Below are 15,243 nucleotides of genomic sequence, written 5' to 3' on the forward strand. Positions count from 1 at the left end.
TGCTCCCCTTGGACTTCGCGTCAGGTCCTTGTCCGTCCACGAGGTGCGTTGTTGGCCGGCGGGAAGCTTCGCTCTTCCTCCTTGCTCCCCTTGGACTTCGCGTCAGGTCCTTGTCCGTCCACGAGGCGCGTTGTTGGCCGGCGGGAAGCTTCGCTCTTCTTCCTTGCTCCCCCTGGACTTTCCTTTAGGTCGTTACTCGTCCACGAGGATCGCTGTCGGTCGGCCGCTCTGGTGACCCCTTGTTCAGGTCTGTGAGCATGCCTCCTCCATCCACCTTCCCACGCTCTCCCCTTCCGTCACCCCTCAAGCGTGATGAGGGGGAGCAAGGGAGATTGCAGGCGCATGGAGGTCATGCGACAGGCATACAGCAAACACACCTGTCCGGAGATGCGCCCATGAGGGAGGGCATGAGGGGAATTGCGGTGCATGCCCGTCAAGGACTACGAATCTGAGGGTCAGGAGTTCGAATCTCTTCGGGCGCGCCATCCTTTCCAAGCACACGCAAGACGACGACAAGGCCGCCTCCGGGCGGCCTTCGTCGTTTTCGGGTTTACCATGATCGTCCTTAAAGTTGATTTTGCGGGGACATACGCCCTCCACACCGATCAGGACCGATCCAGCGCGCGTTGGATGGCTCTCAGCAGGTCGTCCGGGCTGAGCGGCTTGTGCAGGAGGAGGAAGCCGCTGTTGATCGCTTCCCGAATGCGCAGGGGCGAGGTGTCGCCGGTCAGGAGAATGCCCGGCAGACGGGTTCCCAGACGCTGTTCCAGGCGGCGGATGGTCTCCGCTCCATTCTCCGGACCTTTCAGCCGAAAATCGGCGATGACCAGATCCGGCGGGTTCCCCCGGAGCCGCTCCAAGGCCGTGGCGCCGTCCGGGGTCGCGACCACGTCGTAGCCTTCGTCCTTGAGAAAAGCCTCGATCCCGTTGAGAACGGCCGTGTCGTCGTCGATCACAAGCACCCGCTCGCCGTTGCTGGCCTCGCGCTGCATCGCCTCGTCGTCCCCCGGCATTGGATCGTTCGGATCGGCCAAGGGAACGAGGACCTCGAAGACCGATCCCGCGCCCAGCCTCGACCGGACCTGGATCGGGTGGCCGAGCAGACCCGCGAGGCGCTCGACGATGGCCAGCCCAAGCCCCAGTCCTTGCCGGCGGTCGCGCTCCACGTTGCCAACCTGATGGAACTCCTCGAAGATGGCGGAGAGCTGGTCCTGGGGGATGCCTTGCCCGGTGTCCCAGACCTGAACGCGCAGGTGGTCGCCGGAACGCCGGCACCCCATCAGAATGCACCCCTCGTCGGTGTATTTGATCGCGTTTGCGAGGAAGTTCCGGAGGATGCGCATCAGCAGCGCCGGGTCGCTCCGCACCACCAGGCTGGTGGGAACGTAACGCAGGGTCAGCCCCGCCACGTCGGCCAGCGGCGCGGTTTCGGCGTAGAGGGACGCGAGCGTCGCGTGGAGCGGATGGGGACGGGGCGACACCTCGATGATGCCAGCGTCCAGACGCGACACGTCCAGGATGTCGTCCAGCATGGAGGTCAGGGCGCCCAAGCTGCTGCCCATGTTCGACAGCAGCTTGGCGGCAGGCTCGGTCATCGGTTGCAGGTTCAGCAGATGCTGGAACATCGTCAGTGCCTGCGCCGGCTGGCGCAGGTCGTGGCTGGCGGCGGCGAGGAAGCGGGTCTTGCTGGCGCTGGCCTGTTCCGCGGCCATCTTGGCGTCGGCCAGGGCTTGGCGGACACGCGCCCGCTCGGTGATGTCCTCCATGGCGAGAAGGATCAGGTTGCCCCGGCTCATGCGGCGCGCGTTCAGCAGCAGGCGCCGCTCGTCGTTTCCGGGATCGACGGCGATCTCCAGCGCGTCGACCACGGCATCGTCGGGGATGATCCGCTCCAGAGCCTCCCGCAGCGCCGGTTCGGCAAGGCCGCCGGCCACGACGGTCCACAAGGGATAGCCGATGGTGTCGGCCGGGACGCTTCCGAAGGTCCGATGGAAGGCGGCGCTGGCGCCCACCACCCGCAGCGCGTCGTCGAGCACCAGAAGGGGTTCGCGCACCGTGTTGACGATGGCTTCGGCAAAATCGCGGTCGGCGCGCGTCTCGTCGAGGATCCGGGCCCGCTCCAGGACGGCGCCCAGCACGCTGGCGATGGTCTGCGCGAATTCGATGTCGTTCTCGGAGAAATGGCCGGCCTCCCGACTGCCCAGCGCGAGAACGAAGGGCGTACGTCCCCGGTCGCCGAACGCGACGCCCAGCCCGCTGGTCATCTCCGATCCGGCCGCCATGGGGTCGGCCATCCGGCGATCCGGCCGCTCGCACAGCGACCGGACCGGGGAACCACCGGTGAAATCCGCGACGATCAGCGGTTGACGCGAACGGAACACCCGACCCGCCAGCGTGGCCCGGTTCGGCGACAGCCCCACCCTTTCCTCCGGCGTCACGGACAACCCAGCGGCGCCGAGCAGAACCAGGTTCTCCATCCCTTCCGCCGCAGCGCCGGATGAGGCGCTGGGGCCGAGGATCGCGACCCCGTCCACCTCCAGCGCCTCGGCGATCATCCGCGCGGCTTCCGTCAGCGTGTCCGGATCGTTCTGTCCGACCGGATCCATGCGACCGAGATCAGCGATCAGCTGGTGCTGCCGGGCGCGCAGGGCCAGGGCCAAGCTGGTGCGCTTCAACGCCGTCACATCGCTGAAGGTGATGACGGCGCCCTCGATCCGGCCGCTCTGGGTGCGGTAGGGCTGGATGCGGCGCAGGAAGGTGGCGTCCCCGTCCGCCGCCACCTCGCGCTCCAGAGGGGCCAGCGAGGCCAGGGTGGCGTGAACGTCCTCAACCAGATGCGGGTCGGCGAAATGACGGGTGATGTCGGTGATCGGCCGCCCGGCGTCCTGTGGCAGCAGGGAAAACAGCCGCGTCGCCGTCGGCGTGAAGCGCTTGATCCGCAGGTCGGTCGCCAGGAAGACCGTGGCGATGTCGGAGCTGCTCAGCAGGTTGGTCAGATCGTTGGTGGTCGTCTCCAGTTCCTCGACCTTCTCGTGAAGCTGGGCGTTCAGGGTGCTGAGTTCCTCGTTGAGGGACTGCAGCTCCTCCTTGGAGGTTTCCAGCTCCTCGTTGGTCGATTGGTACTCCTCGCCGATCGACAGCATCTCCTCGCCGGCGATCCGCAGGGCCTCGTGGGCGGCGCCGAGTTCCTCGACCTTGACGTTCAGCTCCTCCTGGGTGACGCGCAGCTCGTATTCGAGCTGTTGGAACTGGTCGCTCTCGAAGGGCGGGGCCGGCGCCTCGTCGGGCGGCGCGGCCTGGACCGGGACGTCGGCGGCGTCGGCAAAGGTCACCACCAGCAGGTCGCTCTTGTCCTTGGGAAAGCGGACCGGGATCACCGTGACCGCCACCATCCGGGAGGCGCCATGGTGCTTGTGACGGATGCCGGCGATCCGGACACGGCTGCGCGTGGCGGCGGCCTGGGCGATGACCTCGCGCAGCTTCAGGCGCAGTTCCCCGCGCGTCATCGCCGTCAGGTCCCAGGGCGGTTCCCCCATCGGCAGGTCGAGGAAATCCCCGGTCGGGCCGAAGAGGTACTGGACACGGTGCTGCGGATCGATCAGGACCGCCGCCGGGGCGTATTCGAGCAGCAGGGCCTGCCGGGTGACCTCGGCCGGGCTGTTGCCGCGCGTCGGAATGTTCGGAAGCGCCGTCACCGCCGCCGGCAGCCTGACCGACGCCGGCAGCGCCAACGCGGTTCCCCGCGCCGTCCCGAGCTTGCGGTAGAGCCGCCATTTCTGGGAGAGCGGGCCGAACAGGTCGGACCGCCCGTTCACGGTTTCCGCCGAGCCGAGGAAAAGCACCCCTTCCGCCGCCAGACCGAAATGGAACATCCCGAAGATGACCTTCTGCACGGCCGGCTCGATGTAGATCAGGGCGTTGCGGCAACTGATCAGGTCGAGGTTGGAGAAGGGCGGATCGTTGAGCAGGTTGTGCTGGGCGAAGGTGACCATGTCGCGCAGCGCCTTGGCGACCCGGTAGCCGTCCTTGACCGGCGTGAAGAATTGGGCCAGCCGCTCGGCCGACACGTCGGCGGCGATGGTCTCGGGGTACAGACCGGCGCGGGCGACGGTCAGCGCCCGGCTGTCGACGTCGCTGCCGAACACCTTGACGTCGAGCGGTTTTCCGGACTTGGCACAGGCTTCCATCAGCAGGATGGCGATGGAATAGGCCTCCTCGCCGGTGGCGCAGGCCGGGACCCAGACGCGCACCGGATGCCCGGCCGCACGCTCGGCGACCAGCGGGCCGACGAGATCCGTGGCCAGCGCCGCGAACGCCGGAGCGTCGCGGAAGAAACGGGTCACGCTGATCAGCACGTCGCGCGACAGCTGTTCGATCTCGGCGGGATGGGTGCCCAGGAAGACGAGATACTCCGCCATGTCGGCGATCTGGTGGATGCCCATCCGCCGTTCGATCCGGCGGACGAGGGTCTTGGCCTTGTAGGCGCGATGGTCGCGCTTGGTCTGCGCGGCGAGAAGGGCGAGGATGCGATGAAAGGCCGGGTCGTCGACCGCGTCGCCACCCTCCACGTCCTTCTGCCCCATCGCGGGGCCGAGATAGGGTTGGCGGACGAAATCGACCAGGGCGGCCGGGATCGACGACGGCGCCAGCACGTAGTCGGCCATGCCGGTGGCGATGGCGCTGCACGGCATGCCGTCGAAGGCGGCGGTCGCGGGATCCTGCACGACGACCAGCCCGCCATACTCCTTGACCGCCCGCAGCCCGTAGGTCCCGTCCGCCCCGGTGCCCGACAGCACGACGACGATGGCCTTCTCCCGCTGGTCGGTCGCCAGCGTGCGGAAGAAGAGGTCGATGGGCAGCGCCGCGTTGTCCGGCAACTGCGGCGCGCGGACGCGCAGGCGCCCCTCCTCCAGGGACGTCAGCTGGCCGGCCGAGGCGACGTAGACGTGGTTCGCTTCCAGCGCGAGGCCGTCCGCCGCCGCGTGGACGGGCAGCGGCGTGATCCTGGCCAGAAGCCCGATGAGCAGCCCTTCGTTGTCGGGCGTCCGGTGCTGGATGACGACGAAGGCGAGGCGGCTGTCCACCGGCACGGCGCCGAGCAGGGCCGTGATGGCCTTGAGCCCGCCAGCCGAGGCGCCGACGGCGACGATCGCCAAGGGCTCCGGCCCGGCGTTCTCCTTGTCGATCCGCTCTTCGTCAAGCTGGCGGTCCACGATGGCGATCCCCCTGCGCGATTTGGGAGATCGTCCCGCTCTCCGGTTCGCTCGACACTGAAAATGACTGGAAGTTCCGAGCGTGCACTTATGCGCTGAATTTTTAGCCTTGGCGCAGGATACCTTATCCATGCGGGAAAAACCATGGATCCTCCAAAACCCTGTCGAGACATCGTCTTTGTTGGGAAAAGCAGGCGAAGAAGCCCGAGGGGGATTTCGGCCGGATGATTTCATAGTCACTCCGGGTGGCGATCCTCTTTCTTGCCGGGATGGCCGGCCGAAAGCCGGTGGTGCACGAGACACCGACGAATCGAACCGGAATTGCCGCTTCAACCGCCCTCGATTTCCAAATTCGTGGCTTCGATCGTTCGAAACGATGGAAAACACGGCCGCAAGGGCTTCTTCGGGCGGCCTCCGTCGTTTCCGGGGCTGCTTCTTCCGGCGGGGCGCGGGCGGATCGCCCGCAGCCGCCAAGGCGACGCTTGCATTGCGCCCTGCGGCACCCCAAAGCTTAGCCTCATGATGTCCTCCCACGCTTCGGCGGGCGGCGGCTTCGGGCTCGGGGGCCGCGTGGTCGCCGTGCTGGGGCCGACCAACACCGGCAAGACCTATCTGGCCATCGAGCGGATGCTCGGCCACAGGTCCGGCATGATCGGTTTTCCCCTGCGCCTGCTCGCGCGGGAGAACTACGACCGCATCGTCTCCATCAAGGGAAAGAACGCCGTCGCGCTGGTGACGGGGGAGGAGAAGATCCTGCCCCCCAACCCGTCCTGGTGGGTCTGCACCGTCGAATCGATGCCGCTCGACCGCGCCGTCGATTTTCTGGCGGTGGACGAGATCCAGCTCTGCGCCGATCCCGAGCGCGGCCACATCTTCACCGACCGGCTGCTGAACGCGCGCGGTCTGGTGGAAACGATGTTCCTCGGCTCCGATTCCATGCAGCCGTTGATCCGCAAGCTGGTGCCGCGCGTCGAGTTCATCAACCGGCCGCGCTTCTCGCAGTTGACCTACGCCGGGCACCGCAAGCTGACGCGCCTGCCGCCGCGCTCGGCCGTGGTGGCCTTCTCGGCGACCGACGTCTACGCGATGGCCGAGCTGATCCGGCGCCAGCGCGGTGGCACGGCGGTGGTGCTGGGGGCGCTGAGCCCCCGCACCCGCAACGCCCAGGTGGCGCTGTATCAGGCCGGCGAGGTCGATTATCTGGTGGCGACCGACGCCATCGGCATGGGGCTGAACATGGACGTCGACCATGTCGCCTTCGCCCGCATCGTCAAGTTCGACGGCTTCGCCCCGCGCCGGCTGCGCCCGGCCGAGGTGGCGCAGATCGCCGGGCGGGCCGGGCGCCACATGCGCGACGGCACCTTCGGCACCACCGACGAGGTCGGCGAACTCGACGCCGACCTGATCAGCCGCGTCGAGAACCACGAGTTCGAGACGCTGAAGACCCTGACGTGGCGCAACAGCGCGCTGCGCTTCGACACGCCGGGCTTCCTGCTGAAATCGCTGGAGGAACGGGCGCCGATCCCGGAGCTGAGCCGCACCCGCGACGCCGACGACCATCTGGCGCTCCAGGCGCTGGTCCGCGACCAGGAGGTCATGGATCTGGCCAAGGGCCGCGACGCCGTGCGGCTGCTGTGGGAGGTCTGCCAGGTCCCCGACTTCCGCAAGGTGCTGTCCGACGCCCACACGCGGCTGCTGGGGCAGGTCTACCGCTCCCTGCGGACGGGGCTCGGCCGACTGGACACCGACTGGGTCGGCAAGCAGATCGCCCGGCTCGACCGGACCGAGGGCGACATCGACGCGCTGGTCGCCCGCATCGCCCATGTCCGCACCTGGACCTACATCTCCAACCGGCCGAGCTGGCTGGCCGACCCGTTGCACTGGCAGGAGCGCACCCGCGCCATCGAGGACCGGCTGTCCGACGCCCTGCACGAACGGTTGACGCAACGCTTCATCGACCGCCGCTCCGCCACGCTGTCGCGCACGCTGAAGGACGGGCGCGCCCTGATCGGCGGCGTGCGCGCCGACGGCGAGGTGGTGGTGGAGGGACACGTCGTCGGCCGGCTGGAGGGGTTCCGCTTCGTCCCCGACGCGCCCGAGCGCTCCGAGGAGGCGCGCGCCCTGGCGACCGCTGCCCGCCGCGCGCTGCGCGACGAGCTGGTGAAGCGGCTGCGTGTGTTCGAGCAGGAGCCCGACGGCGCCTTCGCGCTCGCCCCCGACGGGGTGCTGAGCGCCAACGCGGTGCCGGTGGCCAAGCTCGCCGCTGGGCCGTCGGTGCTGGCCCCGCTGGTGGTGCCCTTCGACGAGGGCATGCTGGACCAGGCCCAGCGCGAGCGGGTGCGCGCCCGGCTCGACCGCTGGCTGAAGGACCACGTCGCCGCGCGGCTGAAGCCGCTGTTCGCGCTGGCCGAGGCGAAGGGGCTGTCGGGCACGGCGCGCGGCCTCGCCTTTCAACTGGTGGAGGGTCTGGGGGTGTTGCCGCGCCCGCCGGTCGCCCCGCTGGTCGAGGGGCTGGAGCGCGAGGACCGCAAGGCGCTGGGGGCGCTGGGCGTCCGGCTCGGCGTGTCGCATCTCTATTTGACGGCGCTGGCGAAGCCGGGGGCGGTGGCGCTGCGCGGGCTGCTGTGGGCGGTCGCCAAGGGGCACCCGCTGCCGGTTCCGGTGCCGCCGCCGGGTCGCGTCTCGGTCGAGGCCGCGGGCGCGCCGCCGGCCTTCTGGGAGGCCATCGGCTACCCGCCGGCCGGCGGACGGGCGCTGCGGGTCGACATGCTCGACCGGCTGGAGACGGAGCTGCTGACGCTCGCCAGGGCGGGCGGCAAGGCGGGTGCCGTGGTCCGCGAGGTGGCGCTCGGCCAGAAAATCGGCGTGTCGGCGGAGGAGCTGGGCGCGGTGCTGACCGGGCTCGGCTACGCCCGCTCGGTGGCGGAGGACGGGACGGTGACATGGCGGCGGGGGCGACGCCCGCCCGCGCCGAGGCCTCGGCGCGAGGCGCCGGCCAACGCCGACCACCCCTTCGCCAAGTTGCGTCAACTGCCGGGGATGTGAGGAATGACCCTGTCCGAAACCGAAGACACCGTCCCCGGCCGCCTGCGCATCGACAAGTGGCTGTGGTTCGCGCGCTTCTTCAAGACGCGCAGCCTCGCCGCCAAGCTGTGCAACGACGGCGGGGTCCGGTTGTCCGGGGCGGTGGTCACCAAGGCGCACGCGGCGGTGCGGCCGGGCGACGTGCTGACCTTCGCGCAGGGGCGCCACATCCGGGTGGTGAAGGTGCTGGCGCTGGGCAGCCGGCGCGGTCCGGCCCCGGAAGCCCAGGCGCTCTACGAGGATCTCGCCCCCCCGGTGCCGGAGGAGCGGCTGGAGGATCCCTACCGCCCGCCGGGCGCCGGACGCCCGACCAAGCGCGACCGCCGGGCGATCGACGCGCTGCACGGCGAGGGCGAATAGCCTACGGGGCACGGCGTAAAACGAAAGACCGGGGCGGAAAAAGGGCGGCCCCCCTCTTGTGGGACCTCGGGCGTGGCATCATGTGGTCGCGGTCACGGTGAGCCGGCTTTCCGGCCCGCCGCCCCGAATTCCTGGAGCCACGCCCTTCATGCTCGAACTTTTCGCTGATCCGAACGTCTGGGCCAGCCTTTTGACGTTGACCGCGCTCGAAATCGTGCTGGGCATCGACAACATCATCTTCATCTCGATCATGGCGTCGAAGCTGCCGGTGCACCAGCAGAAGAAGGCCCGTCAGGTCGGTCTGGCGCTGGCGCTGCTGAGCCGGCTGGCCCTGCTGGCTTCCATCGCCTGGATCGCGCAGTTGACGCAACCGCTGTTCAGTGTGATGGGCTGGCCGGTGTCGGGACGCGACCTGATCCTGATCGGCGGCGGCCTGTTCCTGCTCGCCAAGGGCACGCTGGAGATCCACCACACGGTCGAGGGCCACGAGGACGGCGGCGCGGCGCCGAAGGTCGCGACCTTCCGTTCGGTCGTCATCCAGATCATGTTCCTGGACATCGTGTTCTCGCTGGACAGCGTCATCACGGCGGTCGGCATGTCCGACCATCTGCCGGTGATGGTCGCGGCGGTCGTCATTGCCATGGCGGTGATGCTGTTCGCCTCCGGCCCGGTCGGCGATTTCGTCAACCGCCACACGACCGTGAAGATGCTGGCGCTGTCCTTCCTGCTGCTGGTCGGCGTGGCGCTGATCGCCGACGGCCTCGGCTTCCACATTCCCAAGGGCTACCTGTACTTCGCCATCGCCTTCTCGGCGTTGGTCGAGGCCCTCAACCTGATGGCCGCCGGCCGCCGCAAGAGGGCGGCCCAGGCCGCCGGCACGGCGGGGCATTGAGCCGGTCTTAAGACCCCCGCCTGCTCCCTCCCTGCCCCTCTCCCGCGCAACGCGGGGGAGGGATGGGGAGGGGGCAAACAGGGCCATTCCCCTTCACGCCGCCACCAACGCCGGGTGTTCCGCCACAACCCGGCGGTCCGCATGGGCGCGCCACAGCCGCCAGCCATGGCCGCTCAGCCCCATCGCATCCGAGCACAGCCCGAACACCGACCCGGCCAGCGTGTTGTGACCGGCCCCGACCAGGGTCGCCACCACGAAGAACAGCCGCATCCGCGCCACGTCGGTCTGCCAGCGCCCCAGCGTCGCCAGAATGAAGCCGGTGGCCGACAGCCCCGACATCGGCCCCTGCCACGTCACCGCCGCCACCGCCAGCGCCGCCGGGACGGTCGCCGCGAACAGCGCGTTCAGCCGCCACGTCCGCCGGCGGGGGTAGGAGGCGGCCATCTGCACCAGCCCCAGCAGACACATCAGCATGCCCGTCCGCGCGCCCAGGCACAGGAAATGGAGCACGAACAGGGAGGATGCGGCCGCCTGCGCCGACAGGATCGCCCGCCGGTCGGCGAGCAGGGTCGACAGGGTGCCGAACGCCAGACCGGCCAAGCCGGTCACCGTGACCAGCGACAGCGCCTGGAGCAGGTCGGACAGGAAGGTCAGCTGATGAAGCAGGAACACCATGATGGATCGCCTTCGCCTTACAGTCATGCCGCAATGCAGCAAAGGCGTCGGACCCTAGGCGGAGGTGGTTAACCGGTTCTGAAGCGGGACGTGACCAAGTCCGGGCCGAAATGCGCCGCTTCTTGTGACCTTACCCACCGATGGGAGAGGCCGGGAGCGATCCGCGACACCCGTCTGTGGCCGGATTGCCGCGTTGCCGCCCCTGTGGAAAGCGCAGTGGCGCGCCGGTTTCCCTGATGTTGGGCGAGTCCGTACCGGCATGGTGCGGCACCGGCGCGGCGTTGTTGCTTTCCAGTGACAGAGCGAAACACCGTTGACCAAGCAAATCTTGGTTATCGGCGGTGACAACTATGGAATCCTTCGCCTTTCCGGAAGGTGGCACCCCTTGCGGCATACCCCCACGGTACGGGAGGCGGTGTTTTCCTGTCCCTTCGTGCCGTAGGATTTATTGCATCGCAGCGTCATTCTCCGCCCCGTCATCGCCGGGGGACGGCGGCACAGGGGGATGAACAATCATGACTCACGCAGCGACACGCACGCGATCAAGCACTCTTGCGAAGCGCACGGCAACCGACTCACCGGTCTGTTGCGCCTGCGGGCAGCCGGTCCGCGCCGGTGAGCCGCATTGGGCCGGCGACGCCGAGAATCGCGCTTGGCATTACGGCTGCGCGGAACGGGCCGGGGTCACGCTGTCGTTGAGTTGGCAGCGTCAGCGGATGCCGTCGGCCATGGCGGAGTAACGGGGAGAGCGTCGGCAGCAACGCGGGACGGCGCCGGGCTGCGGCCGAGCGCCGCGTCCTGGCCGCGCCGGAAGGCTTCGCGTTCGGCGGCGAGGATCACCTCGGCCAACTGCCGCTCGAAGTCCCGCTCCACCAGGGCGGAAAACAGGTCAATGCGGAAGCGCGCTTGCAAGGCACGGCTCAACCGGCGGGCGCGTTCGGTGGGCGGCATGGCGGGGTCCCCTCGCGGTCGTTGGAAGCCGAACCGTCAGGTTAGAAGGACGGGCCGGACGGGCAACCGCGCAACCGGGGTTCTCGCAAGCGCGAAAGGATTGGACCCTTCGGGCCGCCGGGCTGTTGCAACAGCGAAGGGCTTTGCGCCCGACCCGAACACGGAGGACCGACGATGAGGGGCAGCCCACGCAGTCTCTGGCTTTCCATGGCCAACCGCATGACCAACCAAGCCGCTGGCGTTTGGGCCGGCGCCTTCGCCAACGCGGCCAAGCGCAACCAGTCCGCCTTCCTGAAGGCGCTGACCACGCCGCCCAAGCCGCCGTCCAAACCGAGAAAACCGGCCAAGCGCAAGCCGCGCTGACGCCGGGATACGGAACCGCCGCCCCTACCGGGTCCGCGCCTCGTGCAGGCGCAGCACCGCCACGTACTCGGCGCTCTGCCAGTTGCGGGAGCGGGCCAGCTCCGAGCGGATCGACGCGACGAAGGCGTCGATGACCTGCCATTCGTCTTCCGCGATGGTCTCGACCTGATCGAGATAGGCGTGGACGACGCGGTGCAGTCCCTGGCTGACCGGGCTGATCCACGGGTCCGCGTTCTCGCCCATCGCCCGCATCAGCCGGCGGATGCGCAGCAGATGCGCCATGCGGTGGGCCGGCTTCTCGTGCTCCTCCGCCTTCATGGCCTGGACGAAGGCGACCCGGCCGGTCTCCACCGCGTAGAGGCGCAGCGACTTCAGCTCCGGGTTGGCGTAGCCGGCGTTGCCGAGGTAGCGGCCCCAGCGGCACACCAGCTCCAGCAGCCAGACGATGTCCCCCTGGTCGGGCACCGGAGTCTGGCGGGCGGTCATCGCCGCCTGGAGGCGCGCGGCCAGCGCCGGCATGACGGTGCCGGTCAGCGCTTGGGCGACCGCCGCCAACTGCGCCCGGATCGCCGGGCCGGTGGAGCGGTTGGCCAGGAAGCCGGTTCCAGCCAGCGCGGTCGCCGCGCGGTCGAACCGCTCCACCGCGCCGTCGAGCAGTTCGCGGGTGGCGGTGCCGATCGACAGCACGCCGCCGTCGCGGATGTCGATGTCGCCGAACATGCCCTCCACCACGTCGGTCACGGTCGCCCCGGCGGCGTGGAAATGGCACAGCAGGGCGCGCAGCAGCGGGTGCGACTCGCGTACGGCCGGGCCGCCATGCTCACGGACATGACGCAGAAACACGTCGTAGCGCCGCTTCACGTTCAGCCCGTAGAGCGGGGCGAACCACGCCAGCACCCGCGCCTCGTCGCGGAACGGCACGCCCAGGTCCCGCACCCGCCGCACGAAGCCGACCATCAGCGCCGACTGCCCGTCGACCTCGGCGGGGTGTGACTCGGCGCCAACCCGGATCTCCTCGATGTCGCGGCGCATGCGTTCGGTCAGCGGGACAAGCAGCGCGTTGTGCTCCAGCAGGGCGCGGACAAAGCCCAGCAGGTCGCCGTCGATCGGCGACTTGCGGCCGAGATACTGGGTGCGCAGGCGGGCGTCGTGCAGCGCCTCCTCGTTGGCCAGCGCCAGGAAACGGTCCATCGCCTTGCGGTCGGCGGTCAAGCGGACCAGGAACTCCAGCGCTTCCTTGCGCATCGCCTCGCGCAGCTCCATCGCCTGCGGGCTGGCGAGCACGACGTCCAGCATCGCCTCGCGCGCCATCGCGTCGAGCCGGCTCTGCACCTCGGCGGCCAGGCCCGGAAAGGCGAATTGCGTCAACGCGGCCCAGATGCCGCCCATGTCGACGCGCTGGATCAGGGCCGGCACCGCCTCGGGCGCGCGGTAGAGGATCTGGTCGTCGACCAGGAAGGGCTCGAACAGGCCGGTGAACAGGCGTCGCGCCTTCATCGGCCGCAGCCGGTTGAAATGGTCCACCAGGGCGTCGCGCAGGTGCCGGGCGCGCGGACCGTTGGCCGGCGCCTCGCCCTCCACCGCGTCCAGCACGGAGCGGATGGCGTGCATTGGGATGCGCGAGACGACCTCGTCCATCTGCCGGCGGAAAGCGCCGGTGTCGGCCCCCCCAGCAGCGGGCGGGGCGCCTTCAGACGGGACGGCCGGTGACGTGCTGGTCATGCCCCACAACCCCGCAGGATGATCGTCGCGAATGCGGTCATGATCGGGGCAGAGTATTAAGCAATCTTTGCCGGTTGTGCGGTCATTTTGTCGCGCAGCTTTTTTCGACCGGAATGTACCCGCGTTTCCCTTCAGGATCGAAGAGTTTTGCTTGTCCGCTCAACGCGCGGATTCGGCCGCGAACTGGGCGTCCAGCCCGGCCCGGTAGTCGGGATAGGCCAGCGTCACGCCGAGCTGCCGCTTGATGCGGTCGTTCTTCACCCGCCGGGAATCGGCGTAGAAGCTGGCGGCCATCGGCGACAGGTCGGCCTGCTCGAAGGGCACCAGCGGCGGCGGCTCGACCCCCAGCAGGCGGCAGGCGTAATCGACCACCTCGTGGGAGGGGCCGGGCAGGTCGTCCGCCACGTTGTAGACGGCGCCCAGCGTCGGCTTCGCCACCGAGGCCAGCAGGGTCGTCGCGATGTCGTCCACATGGATGCGGCAGAAGACCTGTCCGGGCTTGTCCACCCGCTTGGCGGTGCCGTCGCGCACCGAATCGAGCGCGCTGCGGCCGGGACCGTAGATTCCGGCCAGCCGGAACAGGTGCATCGGCACGCCGTATTGCCGGTACAGGCCGAGCCAGCCGCGTTCCGCCTCGACCCGGCGCTTCTGGCGGTCGCCGGTGGGACGCAGCCACGCCGCCTCGCCGACCCATTCGCCCTTGGTGTCGCCGTAGACACCGGTGGTGGACAGATAGCCGCCCCAGTCCAGCGTGCGCAGGTCGGCCAGATGCCGGGCGTGGTGGTCCAGCACGGGATCGCCCTTCTGGTCGGGGGGCACGCTGACCAGCAGATGGGTGGTGCCGTCCAGCGCCGCGCCGGCGTCGGCCAGCGGGCGGCCCCGGTCGAACAGGAAGGCCTCGATCCCCTGGGCCTCCAGCGCGGCGCGCTTCTCCTCGCTGCGGCAGGTGGCGGCGACCCGCCAGCCGTCCGCCCGCGCCCGCTCGGCGAAGACGCGGGCGGTGTAGCCGAGGCCGAACACGAACAGGCGGGGAGAAGACATCGCGGCATCCTTAGGCTTTGCGTCGCATCGACCGTTCCGGCATGGCGGGGCTTGCGCCGAACCAATCGATGGCGGAGTGTAAGGCGACCATGATCCGACGCAACGCTTACCTCACGCTGGCCGTCCTGTCGCTGCTGAGCGCGGCACCGGCCACCGCCGCCACGGCCTCCTCCCCGGCGTCCTCCCTGGACCGCAACCGGGAACTGAAGGAGTGCGCGACCCGCGCCGAGACCGCCCCCGACGCCGCCTTCGAAAGCGCGGCGCGCTGGCAGGACCAGGGCGGCGGCGACTTCGCCCGGCTCTGCCAGGCCTTGGCTCTGTTTCACAAGGGCGACTTCAAGGCGGCCGGCGGCCGGCTGGAGGAGTTGGCGGGCGTGCTGGGGCGCGACGATCCCAAGGCGGCGGCATCGATCCTGGCGCGCGGCGGCTGGGCATGGCTGCGGGCCGGCGACCAGGCGCGGGCGGAAAAGCTCTACACCGCCGCGCTGGCCAAGCAGCCGGGCGACGTCGACCTGCTGATCGACCGCGCCTTCGCCAGGGCCGAGGCCGAACGCTTCTGGGACGCCATCGCCGACCTGGACCAGGCGCTGACCAGGGATCCCAAGCGGGCCGACGCCTATCTCTACCGCGCCACCGCGCAGAAGGCGCTGTCGAACCACCGGCAGGCCCTGGCCGACATCGGCCACGCGCTGGAGCTGAAGCCCGGCGACCCGGAGGCGATCCTGCTGCGCGGCAACGTCAAGGCGTTGAGCGGCAGCGTCGGCGGCGCCAAGGAGGATTGGGCGTTGGTGAAACGTCTGTCCCCCGACAGCGAGTCCGGCCGCGCGGCGGCGGTCAACCTGGAGCGGGTGGAGAAGATGACCGGCGTCGAGAAGGCGCCCGAGGCGCCGAACGCGGCCAAGCCGAAGGCCCCGTAAGGGCTGAACGGGGTTGAGCCGGAAC

The 15,243-nt window shown here is 69.4% G+C and carries 10 protein-coding genes; 5 read left to right on the plus strand and 5 right to left on the minus strand.

The annotated features are described in order from the left end of the window. Window positions 1–605: 605 nt before the first annotated feature. The gene (locus tag EJ913_RS08020; RefSeq protein ID WP_244939286.1) at window positions 606–5,213 is read right to left on the minus strand and encodes a chemotaxis protein CheB; all 4,608 of its coding nucleotides are present in this window, start codon (window positions 5,211–5,213) and stop codon (window positions 606–608) included. A gap of 519 nt (window positions 5,214–5,732) precedes the next feature. Between EJ913_RS08020 and EJ913_RS08025 the strand changes: the two genes are divergently transcribed. The 3 genes from EJ913_RS08025 to EJ913_RS08035 all read left to right on the plus strand — a co-directional run bounded on the left by EJ913_RS08025 (window position 5,733) and on the right by EJ913_RS08035 (window position 9,549). Next, window positions 5,733–8,258, plus strand: coding sequence for a helicase-related protein (locus EJ913_RS08025; protein WP_126996576.1), 2,526 nt, complete (start codon window positions 5,733–5,735; stop codon window positions 8,256–8,258). Between the two features lie 3 nt (window positions 8,259–8,261). After that, window positions 8,262–8,657, plus strand: coding sequence for an RNA-binding S4 domain-containing protein (locus EJ913_RS08030; RefSeq protein ID WP_126996578.1), 396 nt, complete (start codon window positions 8,262–8,264; stop codon window positions 8,655–8,657). A gap of 148 nt (window positions 8,658–8,805) precedes the next feature. Beyond that, window positions 8,806–9,549 (plus strand): TerC family protein, encoded by a 744-nt coding sequence (locus EJ913_RS08035; RefSeq protein WP_126996580.1) that lies wholly within the window; start codon window positions 8,806–8,808, stop codon window positions 9,547–9,549. Between the two features lie 93 nt (window positions 9,550–9,642). Here EJ913_RS08035 and EJ913_RS08040 read toward each other — a convergent pair whose 3' ends face one another. Together EJ913_RS08040 and EJ913_RS08045 are read right to left on the minus strand one after the other, a co-directional pair. After that, window positions 9,643–10,224: a YgjV family protein gene (locus EJ913_RS08040; RefSeq protein WP_185909714.1), complete on the minus strand. Its 582-nt coding sequence runs from the start codon at window positions 10,222–10,224 to the stop codon at window positions 9,643–9,645. Between the two features lie 684 nt (window positions 10,225–10,908). Then, window positions 10,909–11,175: a hypothetical protein gene (locus EJ913_RS08045; RefSeq protein ID WP_126996584.1), complete on the minus strand. Its 267-nt coding sequence runs from the start codon at window positions 11,173–11,175 to the stop codon at window positions 10,909–10,911. A gap of 174 nt (window positions 11,176–11,349) precedes the next feature. Here EJ913_RS08045 and EJ913_RS31570 point away from each other — a divergent pair, with 174 nt between their 5' ends. Next, the gene (locus tag EJ913_RS31570; protein ID WP_211098910.1) at window positions 11,350–11,538 is read left to right on the plus strand and encodes a hypothetical protein; all 189 of its coding nucleotides are present in this window, start codon (window positions 11,350–11,352) and stop codon (window positions 11,536–11,538) included. A 24-nt stretch (window positions 11,539–11,562) separates the two neighbouring features. Here EJ913_RS31570 and EJ913_RS08050 read toward each other — a convergent pair whose 3' ends face one another. Together EJ913_RS08050 and EJ913_RS08055 are read right to left on the minus strand one after the other, a co-directional pair. Further along, the gene (locus tag EJ913_RS08050) at window positions 11,563–13,260 is read right to left on the minus strand and encodes a hypothetical protein (protein WP_126996586.1); all 1,698 of its coding nucleotides are present in this window, start codon (window positions 13,258–13,260) and stop codon (window positions 11,563–11,565) included. Window positions 13,261–13,419: 159 nt separating this feature from the next. After that, a complete protein-coding gene (locus EJ913_RS08055) occupies window positions 13,420–14,301 on the minus strand; it encodes an SDR family oxidoreductase (RefSeq protein WP_126996588.1) in 882 nt (293 codons plus the stop codon). An 89-nt stretch (window positions 14,302–14,390) separates the two neighbouring features. Between EJ913_RS08055 and EJ913_RS08060 the strand changes: the two genes are divergently transcribed. After that, complete coding sequence (locus tag EJ913_RS08060) at window positions 14,391–15,218, plus strand: tetratricopeptide repeat protein (protein WP_238521136.1); 828 nt, start codon at window positions 14,391–14,393, stop codon at window positions 15,216–15,218. The last annotated feature ends 25 nt before the right edge of the window (window positions 15,219–15,243 follow it).

The sequence above is a fragment of the Azospirillum doebereinerae genome, assembly GCF_003989665.1.
Classification (GTDB): domain Bacteria; phylum Pseudomonadota; class Alphaproteobacteria; order Azospirillales; family Azospirillaceae; genus Azospirillum; species Azospirillum doebereinerae.